Consider the following 16,801-nt stretch of genomic DNA (forward strand, 5'->3'; position numbering starts at 1 on the left):
CCCCCAACCCCCTCCCCGCAAGCGAAGAGGGGACTATGATGTACCTCATGTGATTAGGAAACGCTATATATCGAAGTCAAGTGTTTGAAAAGATGACATGTTAACCCTTTTGTTATGAGAGAATGTTATGTCTGAAGAAAAAACATATTTAGAGCTTTCGGAAGTAAATGGAGGCTCTCATAAATTCTATGAAGTTATAGTTAATGATACTCAATTAACTATACGTTATGGTCGTATTGGTGACTTAGGACAAACTCAGACTAAAACTTACCCTACCTCGGACAAAGCTCAAGCAGAAGCAAGTAAGAAAATTAAAGAAAAGCTGGGTAAAGGTTATGAAGTAGCGATTTTAGGTCTTCGTCAAAAGCGTCCTGTGACACGACGCCAAATTAGCAGTACTACTTCAACAGCAAAACAAGCTCCAATTGTGTGGGAATTTGCTTCTACTTCTGCTGCTTTTGGGATTTTTATCGATACTAAACGTTGCTGGATAGGTAATCAAACAGGTCAGATTTTTGCTTTAAATCATCAGGGTAAAGTGATCAATCAGTTTAAACTTCCTGATGGAGTCAAATGTTTAGTTGCTGATGATATTTGGATTTATGCTGGCTGTGATGATGGCAACGTCTATGATTTAACTGGCAAATTACCACGTTTGACTTACAAAATTGATGATCAGGTGGATATTTTTTGGCTAGACATTAAAGATGGCTTACTGGCAGTCTCTGATGCTAACGGCGGTGTGACGACAATCGATCATGATGATGAATCACAGTGGACTCGTTTGAGTCAAGGTGATTCTGGTTGGATGGTACGTTGTGACGAATCTGGTGTCTATCACGGTCATAGCAAAGGCGTTACGATGTACGATTACAAGGAAGGTCGAGTGCTGTGGCATCACAAAACTCAAGGTAGCGTACTATTTGGCTGGCAGGAAGCGTCGATTGTTTATGCAGGCACAAGCGACCATAAAGTTTACAGCTTTAGCAAGAAGGGTAAGGTTGGCTCAGTTTACAACTGTGATGCGGCAGTTTACTCTTGTGCGACTGCACTCAATGGTGAGTATGTGTTTGCTGGTGATAACAGTTCTTCGATTTATTGCTTCAATCAGGCAGGTGAACGTCTGTGGAAGCTGGCTACTGGCTGCGGCTCGGCTTTATCTATGCAGTTTTTCGACGATCGCATTTACATTGTTACAACTGATGGCACTCTAGCTTGTATTGATGCTAGTGAAACTGCCATTGCAGCCGCTCAAACTGGAACAGTTCCCGAAGCAACTATTATTAAAGCGCCAAAGGGTGAAGGAGCTAAACCTTCTGCTGTTCTAGAAACAGCAACAGACACAAGCACTGGAGTAATTGTTGAGTGTTTTCGAGAAGGCACTCAACTAAGAGTTCGTGTTGTTTACCCAGGATATAATCCAAGCTGGAAAGTGCAATTTCCTAAAGATATTCGTACTGAAGGTGAGCGCTATCTTGTTCAAGAAGTACGCGAATCGGCACGCGGTGGTTTCTACCGTGCGTATGGTGAGATTCAGAAGTTGAGCCAACAATAAGTCTGGAAAAATTTGCTTATTTAGGTATCAAGTAAGCATTTATAAGTTATAAACACGCAGCCAAAATCGGAGCGATCGCTGTGCTGTACTAGAATCTGATGCCAGGGTATTGGGAAATAGAAAATAGAAAATAAGGCTGTAGCGACTGAAATAGCAGATTTAGTCTTCAGAATTTTGGAGTTTTACCCCGATTTATCGAGCCGTTACTGAATAAGTCTTTAAGCTAAGTAACTGGTTAGAAGCGCTCTTAGTCAGTAGCAAGTGGTCAATTTTACACACTACTGACTCCTTTTGAGTTGTTACTGAAGACCTCAATAATTATGTTGATTTACACTCAGTTACTTATCTTTATTTTTTATACACATCTCAAAGATTATGCGAATCATACATATTTTGAATCACGTTCAAGAAATAGGTAACGGTATTGTAAATGTGGCTGTGGATCTGGCTTGTTTACAGGCAAAATCTGGTCACGAAGTAGCGGTTATTTCTGCTGGTGGTGAATACGAGACTTTACTAGATATTTGTGGTGTCAAACACTACCAACTAGACCAAACCAGGAAACCGATAAGTATTATCAAAGCGGCTGTGCGTTATCGAGCGATCGCAGCAGAATTTCAGCCAAATATTGTTCATGCACATATGATGACGGGAATCATTCTAGCACGCATTTTTCAAGGACATAAATATGCTTTAGTTTCCACAGTCCATAACGAATTTCAGCGTTCCAGTCTGCTGATGGGTTTAGCTGATAGGGTAATTGCCGTCAGTAAGGCGGTGCGAGATTCTATGGCAAGGCGTGGTATCCCAGAAAATAAGTTGCGGGTAGTATGCAATGGAACTTTGGGCAGTCCCCGCACTCGACAAATACAGGATTATCAACCTTTACCATTACAGCGTCCAGCGATCGCTACCGTAGCCGGGATGTATCAACGCAAGGGAATCGCTGAGTTAATCGCTGCGTTTGCACAAATTGCCTCAGATTTTCCCCAAGCGCATCTTTATTTGGTAGGAAATGGCCCTGATAAACAGCTCTTTGAGGCACTGGCAGAAGCAACTTCTGTAAAAGAACGCATTCATTTTGAGGGCTTCCAATCTGAACCTCAACGCTATCTCATATCTTGTGACATATTTGTGTTGGCTTCCCATCGTGACCCTTGCCCTCTGGTACTTTCGGAAGCGAGGGAAGCTGGAACTGCGATCGTTGGCACTCAGGTAGATGGGATTCCTGAAGCTTTGGACAATGGGCAAGCAGGTCTTTTAGTGCCAGTAAAAGATAGTAATGCTTTGGCTGGGGTTTTAGTACAATTACTGAGTAATGCCGATATGCTGCACGAATGGAAACAACGGGCAAATCAAAACCTAGAGTGGCTGAGTGTTGCCCGCGTCCATCAGGAAACACTGGCAGTGTATCGTGAATTAATTACAGAATGAGGGCATTGGGCATTGGGTATTGTCAGTTATATTTTACTAGTCCCCAGTTCCCAATCCCCTGTAACAGAGTCAGGACTTACGCAAAAACCTTCTTAAACTCTTATTCCTCCGTGAACTCTGTGTCCTCTGTGGTTCGTTTTCCGTTACCTGTGCGTAAGTCCTAAGAGTATAAAAACAGAGGATGATAAACAGCGTTAACAGTGTAGCGATCGCTTTAGTTTTAATACTATACCTAAAGCAGCAAAGACCAGTACACTCAAAACGCTAGTTGATTCAGGAATAGCGGTATAATAACTAGCTACTAACTTTTTTCGTAAATCCACGCAACCGGCTTAACACTGGCTTCGCCCAATTTCCACCTAGCAAATCGTGCAGCAGAATATAAAAACAGGGGATGATAAATAGTGTCAGCATTGTTGCGATCGCCATCCCAAAGAAAACTACAATCCCTAAAGGCTGCAAAAACTCCGAACCTTCGCCAATACCCAATGCTAAGGGAAACAGTCCCAAGATAGTGGTTACTGTGGTCATGATAATTGGGCGCAAGCGTTGCGGAGCAGCTTTCATGATCGCAATTTGGCGAGTACAACCTTCTTCATCCCGAATTTGGTTCGCTAGTTCCACCATGAGAATCCCTGCGTTCACCACAATTCCCACCAGCAGCACGACACCAACAATTACAGTTGCGCCAATTGCAGTTTGGGTGATGTAAAGTCCAAAAATTCCCCCAGCTAACGCTAGTGGTACGGTGAAGATAATTACCAATGGGTCAATCAGCGAATTGTATTGCACCGCCATGACTACAAAGATTAAGAACACTGCCAACGCCCCCAAAGTTTTTAAAGCATCCTGAAGTTGCTGATTAGTTTCTTGGGCAGAACTAGGCACAATTGAAACCCCATCAGGTAAGTCTACATCCTGGAGTACCTTGTTGACTTCGGCGATCGCTTCACCAAGACTAGCTCCCTCGCTGAGATTTCCGGCGACAATAAAAGCTTGGCGCTGATTAATCCGTTGCACTTCACCAGGCGCTTGACCTTCTTGAATGTTCGCAACATCTGAAAGGCGGATTAGTTGATTATTTTCTGTAAATAGCGGTAATTGCTCTAGCTGGGAAGGACGCTGAATCGCTTCTTTATTTAGCTGCACCCGCACATCAACAAAACGATTACCGCGTTGAATTTGCGTCGGAACTGAACCTTCAATTGCTGTCTGAACTGTTGCACCAATTTGTTGAGCGCTCAACCCTAAAGCCGAAACCCTTTCCCAGTCAGGGCGAATTTGGATTTCCGGTTGCCGAGGGTCGGCATCTGGTCGGAATGTCGCTAATTTTGCCCTTTCTTGCAATGCTTGCAGCACTTGTGCGCCTGCTTGCGTTAAGTTTTCTTCATTCTCACCTTGCAGAATTACGTCAACGTCTGACCCTTGCACAGGAGAATTACTCAAAATTAAACCCCGCACCTGACCAGGATTGAGGCGCAGCAGAATTCCTGCTAAGTTGAGTTTGTTAAATTGCTGAGTTACTTTTTTGACGAAAGCTTCGACATCTGTGCCTGGTTTAAGATTGATGGTGCTGCTGGCACGTAAAGGATTTTCTGTAGTATTGCTGCCAAATAAAGAACCACCCACAGTTGTGAAAGCAGACTGGGTTTCTGGTTGTTTAAGCAAAATGTCATCGACAATTTGCATAACTTTTTCAGAAGTTGCTAAAGGTGTACCGGGAGGAAACTGCGCTCTCAAGTTAGCTTGACCAGTACTGATGCGGGGTAAAATTTCTTGGGGAATTTGACCAAACATAAAGAAGCTACTGCCACCTAAAATTAGCAAAGCAGCAGTAACTACAAGGAGCCGATAGCGTAAAACTCTGATTAAGAAGTTTCCGTATCCCCGCGTAGCATCTTCAAATCGGTGATTAAATTGTTTAAGTAGCCAAAATTCGCTGATTCTACTAGACCAGCGAATTCCCAAGAGTCGAGAAGACAGCATCGGCACTATTGTAATTGCAACGACAAGGGATGCTGCGACTGCGAAGCTAATTGTCAAAATCAGTTCATTAAATAGCAGTGCAATAAAACCGCCAATTAAGAGGAATGGCACTACAGAAACTAAGTTGGCACCTGTAGCAGCAACTAAAGCAGATTCTACTTCTTGGGAAGCTGCGATCGCACTGTCAATAAAGAATTTGGAATTTCTCCCCGAATCCCCTTCTTGCATCTCTCTCTGATTGGGAGTCATCCCCGCTTTTTCAGAAATATTTTCTAAAATCACAACCGATGTATCAATTGCTTGACCGACTCCTAATGTCAACCCTGCTAAACTGAATACATTCAACGTCAAGCCAAATATTTTCATCAATGCGATCGCAGCCAGAGTACACAACGGAATCGTCAAACTGATAATAAATGTTTGCCTGAATGATCCCAAAAACAACAACACTGCTGCTGCTGCTAACAATGCCCCAGAAATCCCCGAAAAGATGACATCATTTAAAGAATTGCGGATGAAGACAGATTCATCTGTAGTGGGACTCAAAGTCATGTCTGCTGGAATTAAACCCGATTGCCGTAATTGTTCAATTCGCCGCTTCACAGCATCTACAACTGTGATTGTATTGGCCTCAGGCTGCTTTTGGATTGAAAATTTCACAGCAGGCTGACGATTCAGGTAAACAAATACTCGCTGGTCTTCTGTATCATCGATTACCTCCGCAAAGTCTCGTAAATAAACGCGGCGGGGAAGGGATGAGGGGGATGAGGAGGATGAGGGAGATGAGGGAGAGGAGACTTTCAAGGAGAGGTTTTCAATTTCCCTAGCATTTTGGAAGCGTCCTACAGTCCGAGTCAATGGCTCGGAATTTTGCCCCAGAATCCGCCCCCCAGAAGTGTCTTGGTTACGGGCTGTTAATTCATCTAAGACATCATTTAACCCCACACCAAGAGCTTGCAATCGGTTTAAGTCAACAAGCACTCGTACTTCTTCTTCAGCACCACCAGATACATCAACTGAAGCGACACCTGGCACTACACTGAGTTCACGCGTTAATTCTTCATCAGCAAATACGCGTAAATCTTTCCCTGGTAACGAAGTAGATGTCAGTGCCAATTCATAAACTGGCAATTGGGAGGGATCGACTTTAAATAAGCGCGGCTCCTCTATCGTATCTGGCAGTTGTCCTCGGCCTCGGTTAAAAGCAGCAGTCGCATCGTTTAGGGCTTGGTCAATATCGCCCCCTGGTTGGAAGTATAAATCCAGGTTCACCTGTCCCTCACGGGTGCGGGAAAAAATTTGCACTACATTCTCGGTTGCCGCTAAAGTTTCTTCTAAGGGTCTGGTGATTTCATCTACGGCTACTTCCGGTGAAATACCAGGGGCTTCTAGCCGGACACTAACTCGTGGATAGGTAATTGACGGTAGTAGATCGACTTGAATCGTTGTGAGAAAAAATACCCCAATGACAATTACTGCCACGGTGAGCATGAGTGTACCAATGTGTTGGCGGATAGCGATCGCGCTGAGGCTAAATCCGCTATTGCCATTATTATTATTTGCCTGTTGCATGATCCTAAGTGATAAGTGGTGACTACTGAATACTTTTTTTATTGCTTTTCTGAAAGAATTGAAAGACTTACAGTGTCACCTTCTTTTAACGCCTTACCACTACGAACAACATAGCGCTCTCCCGCTTGCAAACCAGATAAAATTTCGACTCTACCATCAGCCTTTTTTCCTAACATTACGGCTCGTGTTGTTACCTTCGTTTTGCCTTCTGTATCTTTGACGACAAATATTGCCCCATTTCGGTCTTGTGACTTTGCCTCTGTCATACCAGATGTGTTAGATGGGGAATTCTGCCGGACATTTGTTTGCGTCTCCCCTGTACCCTTGGAGTTATTACTGCCTGCTTGTTTCTGAATAGCTGTTTGCGGCACTACTACGCGCTGTGTTGTCTGGGTTTCAAAATTGACTCGCGCCAGCAGTCCACTACCAATTTTGGCTTGATTGTTGGGAATCACTACCTCTATAGGTATCAACCGAGATGTGGCATCGGCGGCTGGGGAAATGCGCGTCACTCTGCCAATTAATCTTTCGTTGGGAAAGGCATCTAAGCGCACTTGTACAGACTGCCCAACCTGAATTTGTGCCAGTTCTAATTCGGAAATTTGGACGACGACTTTCACACGGTTAAAGTCGCCAATTTTCAAAACTTCGCTACCTGGTTGCAGAAGATTGCCGGGTTCTGTCACCTTTTCTGTGACTACGCCAGTGATGGGGGATGTCAGCCGAGCGTAAGAGCTACGCTCTTTGGTTTGAGCAACCAATGCCTGTTGAGCAAGTACTCTACCTTGGGCGGCGGCGACGGCTTGCTGTTCTGTACGGACTTGTTCTTGGCCTGCCCGCAATGCCTGGGCAGCTGTTTTTGCCTGGGTACGTGATTGCTGGGCAGTTTGTTCAGCGATCGCTCCAGCTTTGAAGAGTTTCTGTTGGCGTTCTGAGTCTGCCTGAGCTTGTACCACTTCTAGCCGCGCCCGTTCAACGTCTGCACGGGCATTGCTTACCTGATTGGTTGCCCTCGCTACTTCTGATTTCAGGGCTGCTAGTTCTGCTTCTGCTTGCTTTAACTGGGTCGAAAGTATGGCATCATCTAACTGCCCAACGTTTTGCCCAACCTTTACCCGATCGCCGACGTCAAGGTTCAAAGCCAACAACCGCGCTTCTACCTGCGATCGCACTGATACAATCCGAAAAGGTGTTGTATTACCTATATATTCTGGTTGTTTTTGCAGCAAGTCAGTTCGAGCGATCGCCACATCTACAGGCGTTGCACCACTACCAGGACTCTCAGATTCTGCATCAGCCGATTCCTTGGGCAGCGCTCCACAATTCGCTATCAGCAGTCCTATGCCCAGCAAACAGGGAATCAATAATATGGATGTAAAATCAAAACTACTCTTTGCGTCTGCCACAGCCACATCAGTTTTCACAACTGAATCTAACTGGGTATTCATTACCTGGTTAGCGGCTGCGAAAGGTGAGATTTTCGCCTGCTTCTGCGGCTTATTTCTGTCCAAAATCATTTATTTTTCTCCTATTTGGGGAGCTTTTGGGGTTAAACAGCCGTGCATTACCAAGTAATTTTGAGACAGATGACTAATGAAAAGCGGCGAGAGTCAAAATAATTCGTAATTGATAATTCGTAATTCGTAATTATTACCCCACGACTGAAGTCGCTTGCTCTGAAATAATGACGTTACGCGCTTTTATCTTTCCTAGTACTTACGCAAAACTACACGCGCTCAGGGGCAATTCATGAATTGCCCCTACCTAAAAACCATTCTTTTCAGCTATTGTTTGCCTAACTCCTGTCTCCATTGATCAATCTTGCGGGCTTGTATTCTTCAATTACGAATTACGAATTAGTAATTATTTGGTCAATTAGCTATCTTTTTGCAGAATTTTGTATCAAAAACTACTTTTTATCCCGAAAAATTCTCACCACTTTAACTCATTACATCGAGTAGGCAGCTTTTTAGCTGACGATGCAATTCTTAACTTAGTATAAATATTTTTAAATTTCTTGCAATCTGCCGCTAGGAGAAGACTTGTGTCTCCTGAAGATATTGGACTTTCACGCCCCTAATTCTCAAATGGGCAGTATCAAATAACTGTACTTAGAGGATGTTTGAAAAGTTCTCTTGTCGGTATTAAAAGTTCTAGATCCCTCTAAATCCCCCGATAAATTGGGGGACTTTGATTCCGGTTCCCCCCTTTTTAAGGGGAGCCAGCGCGGTCTTCTCCCATCGCCCTTGGCGTTTCGTAGAGAAGGGGAGACGCTAAAAGCGATAGCGCAGCGTTAGCGAGTCTGCGAGCGTCTGGGGTCTCCCCAAGTGGAGCGACTGGCGTGGGTTAGGGGGGATCTAAAAGTGCCTAAAGTCACAGCGAAACACTTTTCAAATAACTGTACTTAGGCTTACATAGCCAAATTTACTAATGCCTAGTAATTTTTACGCTTGATCTAATATATTAAGAATAGTAAACATATATTGCTTTTTTTGAGGCTGTAAGATTTCGATCAAGCGTAGGCGTAGCCCGTCGTAGACATCGCATATATAGCAAAGAAAAGGCCGATATCTACTACAACCACCAATATTAGGTGAGGAAAGTTACGAGTGACATCATTGCTAAAAATTGTACAAACTGCTGACGAATCCCAGATTTCCGAATTTTTCCAGGAATCAATGGGGAAGTGGCAATCGCAACGACGCTACTACACCCTCCCAGAGGGAGAAACTAAGGAGATGGAGAGTATAGTTACGATCAAGTTTCTAGAGCAGGGCTGTGATGAATTGCAAAAGCTTGCTCAAATGCACGAATTGCCTGATGCGGGTAGTTTTTTCTGTGGTGCAGCAGTTACATGGGAAAGTACGGATGTGCTGAAGGCAAGGAAAGAGTCGCAAGGTTCAACATTATTTGGGGCTGTGGGAAACATTTTGTGTCGCGATCGCGGTTTTGCCATATCCAAACCAGTCACCGCCCAGTATTATTTCTCCAACCCGAAAACACTGTGTTTGCGAACTGAGTACAACGGTTCAATGTTTGAGGAAGAGTTAAAGCTAATTGGCAGCAAATACCGCACCAGACAAACCATCATCTCCCGTGCTGGTGAGCAGTTGATGATTGGTCAATATTTAGAAAAGAGAGTGGATTAATTTATCTCGTGGGTGCGGTTCGCTATAGCCTCACCCGTTTTCGGACTAGTCAGCACTTAGCTATCAACTAGTAACATAACTTTTTATAACAGTTTTTTAAACTTTTCCCCAGAAAGTTAGTTGTTATGCCATCATGGGAAGTGAAATGAGAATTAATTCGGCGACAGTGTTTGTTTTTAGTATTGACAGGCTTTTCCCTTTTGGTATTACAGACTTCTCTCCGAAATCTAAATCTCTACAAACTTATGATTTTGGAGACATTTAATGTCAATTTACGTAGGTAACCTCTCCTATGAAGTTACACAAGACGCGCTAAGTGCTGTATTTGCAGAATATGGTACTGTAAAGCGTGTTCAGCTACCCACTGACCGTGAAACAGGTCGTTTACGCGGCTTTGCTTTTGTGGAAATGAATTCAGAAGATGAAGAAACAAAAGCCATTGAAGCCCTTGATGGTGCTGAATGGCTTGGTCGTGACCTCAAAGTTAATAAAGCCAAGCCCAGAGAAGACAGGGGTGGTTCTTCCTTCGGTGGTGGAAACCGTGGTGGCGGTGGCGGCGGCTACAACCGTAACCGCTACTAAGCTAAATAGACGAAAGTAACTTAATTGAATTTAGAAAAGGCTCAGGTAGCAATGCTTGAGCCTTTTCTATGCAAAACTTTGACTCTAAATAATTTCGGTTGGGACGCTTTGGCAATTGTGAGATCATATCATACCTGTAACTGAAACCCAGGCAAAACCTTTTCTCCAGAAAGCAGTACTGGCATTTGAATTACCTCTACAGGCAATCCTTTTCGGTAAATCTCCACCTGCTGTTCTTGAGAATTAATCAGCCAACCCAAGCGTAAACCATTTTCTATATACTCCTGCATCTTGTCTTGCAACGGTTTTAAGCGATCGCTCTGGGATCTGAGTTCAATTATAAAGTCAGGCGTTAGTGGCGGGAATTTTTGACGCTCCTCAAGAGTTAGCGCTTCCCATCGTGACAATTTTACCCAAGCAGCATCAGGAGAACGATTTGCTCCATTCGGCAGTCTAAAGATAGTCGAGGAACTAAAAACTATTCCTAATTTTGTTTGGCGGTTCCAAATTTCCAAGTCTATAATCAGTCCCGCCTCTTGATTTCCGCTTTCTCCTCCGACTGGTGGCACAATAATCAGTTCTCCTTGGGCATTAAGTTCCAGATTTAAATCTTTATTCGCCATGCAGAGTTGATAAAACTGCTCATCCGTTAGATGAACAATTGGGTCTAGATTTAGCACAACTGTATCCATTGAATTGCTCCTTTTTCATTCAAAACCGCGCGATCGCTGACACACTCAATAACTCACGCTACAGTAATGCAATAAATTCCTCTACGCTCAAATCAGCACGCCTATGATTCTCTAACCAAAGTGCCCTGATGAAAGATCATTTTCCATCGATCATTATTCAATTTCCAGATGGAACTTCGCAGCGAATGAACAGGCTGTTCGCCAGATCCACCATGTCTGACTATACGATAAGTTACTAAAATAACCCCTGTTGCTAAAACTAACGTTTTGAATTCTGTTATCGATCTTTGAGTCAGGGGTTCGATGGGTTCATTCTGTAAGCTCTTGATAATTTGCTGTTTATCGAAAACACGCCCTGAGCTTCCGAACTCAATGAACTCGTCAGCAAGTAAGTCCATAACATCTTTAGCTGACTTTCGCACATCCGGTTGAAGCAAACACTCCTCAAACTCACGGAGAAGCGATTCCTCTAAATAGTCTGCTTTTCTACTTGATGTCAGAGTCATGCTTAATAGTTTCTCGGAAACTAATTTTATACTACCCTACCCAAAAAAGGGAGGCATTCATTACCCGATTCTGGTGTGTTGAAAACCTGAGCCACATCTTCATCTAAGACCACAACTGTTAACTGTTGCGTTCCACTATAGGCAGCAAAGCGATTGGGCTTTGCCTTCTGATAATCGAAGCGATACTCAGCCTGAAGCTCATCGTCAGAATTTTGCGATTTTTCTGGCATGTGTTTTGAGTTCAATTATAAATGCCCCGATTCAACCGTCTCTAGCAAAAAAGCAGCATCCGCCACAAAAGGTTCACGCGCTAGCAAAGCATCCAGCAAAACGTTTGTATCAAATAAAACTCGCATTACAGATACTTTTGCACCAACCGCTCATCTAGCATAGCTTTCACTTCTTCATCTGTAGGTGGCAGGGTGTCAGTCTTTGCAATGCCGATTAAACTCGCAGCTAAACCCTTCGGCTTTGATGTTGGCTGAAGTTTTGGTTGGAGCGATCGCATTAATGCATTGATTAACTGCCAACGATCCTCGGCAGATAATCTCAGTGCTTGATCTTCAAGTTCACGTAACGTCATGGCAATGATTTCTAACAGAGAGCGTTGAGTTAGTTTTTGCAAAAAATTGAACCACTAGTCTGCTACACTTTGCATTTTTTCCTGTTAATACGAACTGCCCTCAGACTAATAGCTTGGGGCTATACTTCAGTATTTATACAATTTCAGTGTTATGATATTAGTTACAACCAATGAAAAAATTGCTAGATGATATCTTTCATCTAGGCAGATTTTTTATTGGACTATTAAACTACAAAAAAATGGTAGGACAGTTTATTTCGACTTTCCTGTTATTGGCTCTAGTAGCTTACATTTCCCTTAATGTTGCTAATACTGCCAAGTCAACAGATTCAATTACTAAGTCCATTCTTTCACTAGTTTCGCTGATCAAACAGAAATAAGCCTGCACACAATTGACCTCAGAGCTACTACTAATAGCTTTTTGAGTCATTTAATGATTCAAGCTCGTGAATTATGGAGTTCACGGGCTTTTTTTATTTATCTTATTTATATTATAGGACAAAATAAGACATTTAGTGAGATATATCACTTTTAGCTGAGATATATAAGATAAAGTCACTTTAGGCATGGGAATACGAGTCAAAATTTTGAAGGTAATTTAATTACATGGATTTTTATAAGTTTCATAATTTTCTTATAAGATACACTACATACAATAGGTATATTTTTATTTCATACATTCAACAAGATCCGCTATCAGACATAATCTGATCCCTAGCAAGTATGCCCAAAATTAAAGCACCCCACCCCTAACCCCTCCCCGCAAGCGAGGAGGGGAACAATTGTACTAGCAAAAATAGGCTGGGGTGGCAAATTACAGATGATTGATTAATAATGAGTTGCCGACTTGCGATGATGCACGGCTGTAACGCCATCATTATCTAACAATTTGCCACTCTCAACAGTTGCATAAACTAGCCAATGGTCGCCAGATTCCATCCGGTTTTGTACGGAACACTCAAGATATGCTAGGGCATCGGTAAGTATGGGAGAACCACTTTCAGTTTCTTGGGCGGCGACATCAGCAAATCTGTCTTGTCCTGGCCCGAAGGGTTTAAGAAAATGCTTCATCAACCCCAAATGATTCCCTTCTTTGAGGATGTTGAGGACAAATTTGTTTCCTGTATGTGTCAGTGTTTCTACTGCGCGGTCTTTGGCGACGGCGATAGTTAAACCAGGGGGACTAAAGCTAGCCTGAGCCACCCAAGAAGCTAACATGGCACTGGAACGATCGCCTTCTTTTGCTGTGAGAACACAAAGAGAACCGACAATCCGACCAACTGCTTGTTCTACACTTGTTGCAGGTTGACTTGGCGATCGCACTTTTCTGATTTTCTTCAGTGCTTGGGCAAAGTCGGTTCCAGCTTCTTCACACAATTGCAGTGTGGCATCGTCGGGTTTGAATTTTACGCGGATGGTGTCAAAACCAAACCGATAGCCAGCATCTTTTAATTTACTCTCAATTAAATCAACCGCTTCCCCACTCCAGCCAAAGGAACCAAAAACACCAGCAAGTTTATTATTAGTAGCGGTGGATAGTACAATTCCTAAAGCTGTTTGTACGGGCGTGGGTGCATGACCACCGAGAGTAGGTGAACCGATGACAAAGCCAGCAGATTTTTCGACAGCAAGCCGGATATCTTCAGGTTCAGTGAATTCGCAATTAATCGATTCTACGGCAACACCAGCTTTTGTAATCCCACGAGCGATCGCTTGGGCTAATGTGGCTGTATTCCCGTAAGCTGAAGCATAAATTAACGCTACTGTCAAGTCAGCAGATGTTTGCTGTTGACTCCATTCTCGATAAGCTTTGGTTAGGTCGATTAAGCCATAGCGTACCAAAGGCCCGTGTCCATTGGCATACATTCTCACGGGAAAATCGGCAAGTTTATCTAGCGCTGTTTCAACTTGACGGGCGTGGGGAGCCATGAGGCAATCAAAATAATAGCGCCGATCTTCATTATATATTTCCCAGCCTTCATCAAATACCTGATCACCGCAAACATGCGCCCCAAATAACTTATCTGTGTACAGAATTTCTGTTTGTGGATCGTAGGTGCAAAGTTGATCTGCATAGCGGGGGTTGGGGGTGGGAATGAATTGTAAATTATGCCCATTGCCCAAATCTAGAGTTTCTTCGCCCCGCATCACAATAATTTGCAAGTCTTGATTTTCCAGCGCCGCACGTAAATTTATCGCCCCTGGATTAGAACAAACAAAAGTGATTTGCGGGGCAATTTCCAACAAAGCTTTTAAAGTTACAGCCCGGTTGGGATTTACGTGTCCCAAAATCACATAATCTAACTCTTCGACATGGAAACGCTGCTGCAACGCTTCTAAATAAATTTGTGTAAACGTTTCCCCTGGAGGATCGATAATTGCGGTTTTCTCGCTTTCGATTAAATAAGAATTAGCAGTTGTACCCTTAGCAAGAGCATATTCAATTTCAAATCTCAGCCTTGACCAACTGCGCGATCGCAGTATTCTTGTATCTGTAGCTATTGGATAAACTTGAACATCACGGGGTTTATTTGTTGACATAGCTTTATTGGGGATTTGGGACTGGTGACTGGGGATTGGGTACTGGGTACTGGGGACTGGGGACTGGGGACTGGGAAAGTTATTCCCAATATCTTAATATTCAATCCCCAATATCTAATTCCTAATACCTAATCCCCAATCCCTAGTCCCCAGTCCCTTCTTTAATAATGATTACCGACTTTGCGATGATGCACAGCTGTTAGCGCATCTGGCTTAGAAACTCGTCCGGCGTAGACGGTGCTGTATACTGCCCAATGGTCGCCGCAGTCCATTCTACTGACGACTTCGCACTCCATGTAGGCGAGGGCGTCGTTGAGGATGGGGGCACCATTTTCGGCTGGCTGGGTTCTCACACCTTCAAAGCGATCTGCACCAGGGACGAACCGTTTCAAAAAGTGCTTCATGAGTGGTTGGAAATTGCCTTCTTCTAAGATGTTGAGAACAAAGCGATCGCCTACTTGCATAAGTGATTCAATTGCCCGATCTTTGGCTACGGCAATGGAAAATCCCAAGGGTTTGAAGCTAGCTTGATTCACCCACGAGGCTAGCATGGCACTGGATACATCGCCTTTTTTGGCAGTAATAATATACAATCCGCCGCTAAGTCTGCCTAGTGCTTTATCTAAGTCAGCACCGAGAGATTTCATGGCTTTGATAGTGCGATCGCGTGTTACCCATTGAGCTAAGTCTGTACCCGCTTCTTCACACAACTTGTAAGTATTTTCTGTGGGCGTTTGTTTAATCCGAATCGCTGGAAAAACTGTTGTCAAACCCAAATTGCGGAATTTACTCAGCAAAGGATCTATCGGCTCATCATCGCCACCGCCAGTTTCAAACACGCCAATCGCTTGCTTTTCTTTGGCTGATCCTAAAACTGTGCTGAGTGCAGCTTGGATGCTAGCAGCACCAGAAGCCGGAGGTAGACCAACAACTATGCCAGCACAACGGCTGACTAGTTCCCGCAGTTCTTGTAAATCGACTTCAGATCCCAAATCGACAATTTCCACGGCGACACCCGTTTTACCGATACCATTGGCAATTGCTTGCGCGAGGCGATCGCTATATCCGTATTCGGAAACGTAAAATATCCCAACTGCCGTTTCTGCCTTGGTTTGTGTTTGGCTCCAAGTGCGGTAACGTCCAACTAGTTCCTCAACATTATGGGATAATAATGGCCCGTGTCCTGTGGCAATCATCCCGATGGTTTTTAGTTCCGCCATCCGCTTCAGGGCAGATAGAACTGACCGCGCATTCGGCCCCATCAAGCAATCGTAATAGTAATGAAAGTCTTCTTCGATCGCTGCCAAGTCTTCATCAAAGGTGCTATCTGAGCAATAGTGTAGCCCAAAAGCATCGCAGGTATAGAGAATTTTGGTTTTATGGTCAAAACTGAAAATAGTATCCGGCCAGTGTAAATTTGGAGCAATCACGAATTCAAATTCATGACCATTACCCAAATCTAAGCGATCGCCATTTTTCACAATCCGCCGTTTAAATGGCTGATGTACGAAATCTTCAAGAAACTGAATCGCCACCTTAGAGCCGACAACGGTAATTTCTGGAGCCATTTGCAGCAAATCTTTAACTAAACCACTGTGGTCTGGCTCGGTGTGGCTGATAATCAAATAATCAATCTCTGTTGGCTTGATTAGTCCGGTAAGGGTATCAAAGTATAGTTGACGAAACTTTTCGTGGGAGGTATCAACTAAGGCAGTCTGCTCCCCACGGATGAGAAACGAGTTATAAGTGGTACCGTTTTGCAGACCAAACTCAATATCGAAGCGATCGCGATCCCAATCCAAAGAGCGAATAGCCGTCGTCTCTTGAGCGATTTCTACAGTCTGTATGGTCAGCCGTTTTTCAGTTTTTTCGGTGAGCGCTACCATAACTCCCCTCCTTAACACAATGAGTATTTGTTCCTCTAGGTTTATTGTTACACGGCTTGAATGTTAATTTTTATTAAAAAACCTATTACTGACTTAAAAAAATTAAAAGAGTGAAACCGCAGAGGATTGGGGGGATGAGGGAGATGAGGGAGATGGGGGAGATGAGGGAGATGGGGGAGATGAGGGAGATGAGGGAGATAGAGAAAATTTGGTTAGCGTTGGAAATTGGAAATTCTCGGCTGCATTGGGCATTGTTTATTGGCGAGACGCTTAACTCAGCTTGGGATAGTGACTATCTTCCTGAGTCTCTTATAC

13 protein-coding genes and 1 pseudogene are annotated in these 16,801 nt (G+C 43.7%); 5 read left to right on the top strand and 9 right to left on the bottom strand.

The genetic code is table 11. The features are described 5' to 3' along the window. The first annotated feature begins 127 nt into the window (after positions 1–127). Together HWQ41_RS20255 and HWQ41_RS20260 are read left to right on the top strand one after the other, a co-directional pair. Positions 128–1,555 (top strand): WGR domain-containing protein, encoded by a 1,428-nt coding sequence (locus tag HWQ41_RS20255; RefSeq protein WP_292766641.1) that lies wholly within the window; start codon positions 128–130, stop codon positions 1,553–1,555. Between the two features lie 375 nt (positions 1,556–1,930). Continuing rightward, entirely contained in the window at positions 1,931–2,989 is a 1,059-nt protein-coding gene (locus HWQ41_RS20260) for a glycosyltransferase family 4 protein (protein WP_292766643.1), read from the top strand. 294 nt (positions 2,990–3,283) lie between these two features. Here the strand turns inward: HWQ41_RS20260 and HWQ41_RS20265 are convergent, their stop codons facing one another. Beyond that, complete coding sequence (locus HWQ41_RS20265) at positions 3,284–6,547, bottom strand: efflux RND transporter permease subunit (RefSeq protein WP_292766646.1); 3,264 nt, start codon at positions 6,545–6,547, stop codon at positions 3,284–3,286. A 38-nt stretch (positions 6,548–6,585) separates the two neighbouring features. Further along, on the bottom strand, positions 6,586–8,064 hold the full coding sequence (locus HWQ41_RS20270) for an efflux RND transporter periplasmic adaptor subunit (RefSeq protein ID WP_292766649.1): 1,479 nt from the start codon (positions 8,062–8,064) through the stop codon (positions 6,586–6,588). Between the two features lie 1,092 nt (positions 8,065–9,156). On the opposite strand from HWQ41_RS20270, the gene HWQ41_RS20275 reads away from it, so the two are divergent. After that, positions 9,157–9,696 carry a phycobiliprotein lyase gene (locus tag HWQ41_RS20275; RefSeq protein ID WP_292766652.1) on the top strand — a complete coding sequence of 180 codons (540 nt, stop codon included), beginning with the start codon at positions 9,157–9,159 and terminating at the stop codon, positions 9,694–9,696. Positions 9,697–9,960: 264 nt separating this feature from the next. Beyond that, the gene (locus HWQ41_RS20280; protein ID WP_292766654.1) at positions 9,961–10,278 is read left to right on the top strand and encodes an RNA-binding protein; all 318 of its coding nucleotides are present in this window, start codon (positions 9,961–9,963) and stop codon (positions 10,276–10,278) included. Positions 10,279–10,406: 128 nt separating this feature from the next. On the opposite strand, the gene HWQ41_RS20285 is transcribed toward HWQ41_RS20280, so the two are convergent. From HWQ41_RS20285 to HWQ41_RS20310, 7 genes are all read right to left on the bottom strand, one after another. Then, positions 10,407–10,970 (bottom strand): Uma2 family endonuclease, encoded by a 564-nt coding sequence (locus tag HWQ41_RS20285; RefSeq protein ID WP_292766657.1) that lies wholly within the window; start codon positions 10,968–10,970, stop codon positions 10,407–10,409. A gap of 101 nt (positions 10,971–11,071) precedes the next feature. Further along, positions 11,072–11,476, bottom strand: a complete 405-nt coding sequence (locus HWQ41_RS20290) for a nuclear transport factor 2 family protein (RefSeq protein WP_292766660.1) — start codon at positions 11,474–11,476, stop codon at positions 11,072–11,074. Between the two features lie 26 nt (positions 11,477–11,502). Further along, entirely contained in the window at positions 11,503–11,706 is a 204-nt protein-coding gene (locus HWQ41_RS20295) for a hypothetical protein (protein ID WP_292766663.1), read from the bottom strand. Positions 11,707–11,721: 15 nt separating this feature from the next. Then, on the bottom strand, positions 11,722–11,832 hold the full coding sequence (locus HWQ41_RS34330) for a PIN domain-containing protein (protein WP_366931688.1): 111 nt from the start codon (positions 11,830–11,832) through the stop codon (positions 11,722–11,724). Then, positions 11,832–12,101, bottom strand: a complete 270-nt coding sequence (locus HWQ41_RS20300) for a hypothetical protein (RefSeq protein ID WP_292766665.1) — start codon at positions 12,099–12,101, stop codon at positions 11,832–11,834. The genes HWQ41_RS34330 and HWQ41_RS20300 overlap by 1 nt, the downstream gene beginning before the upstream one ends. Positions 12,102–12,887: 786 nt before the next feature. Beyond that, a complete protein-coding gene (locus tag HWQ41_RS20305) occupies positions 12,888–14,600 on the bottom strand; it encodes a diflavin flavoprotein (RefSeq protein WP_292766667.1) in 1,713 nt (570 codons plus the stop codon). Positions 14,601–14,761: 161 nt separating this feature from the next. Further along, positions 14,762–16,486, bottom strand: coding sequence for a diflavin flavoprotein (locus HWQ41_RS20310; protein ID WP_292766669.1), 1,725 nt, complete (start codon positions 16,484–16,486; stop codon positions 14,762–14,764). A 188-nt stretch (positions 16,487–16,674) separates the two neighbouring features. Between HWQ41_RS20310 and HWQ41_RS20315 the strand changes: the two are divergent. After that, positions 16,675–16,801: pseudogene (locus HWQ41_RS20315) on the top strand (pantothenate kinase); the annotation flags it as partial.

The organism is Nostoc sp. NOS(2021), from assembly GCF_017115025.1.
Classification (GTDB): domain Bacteria; phylum Cyanobacteriota; class Cyanobacteriia; order Cyanobacteriales; family Nostocaceae; genus Nostoc.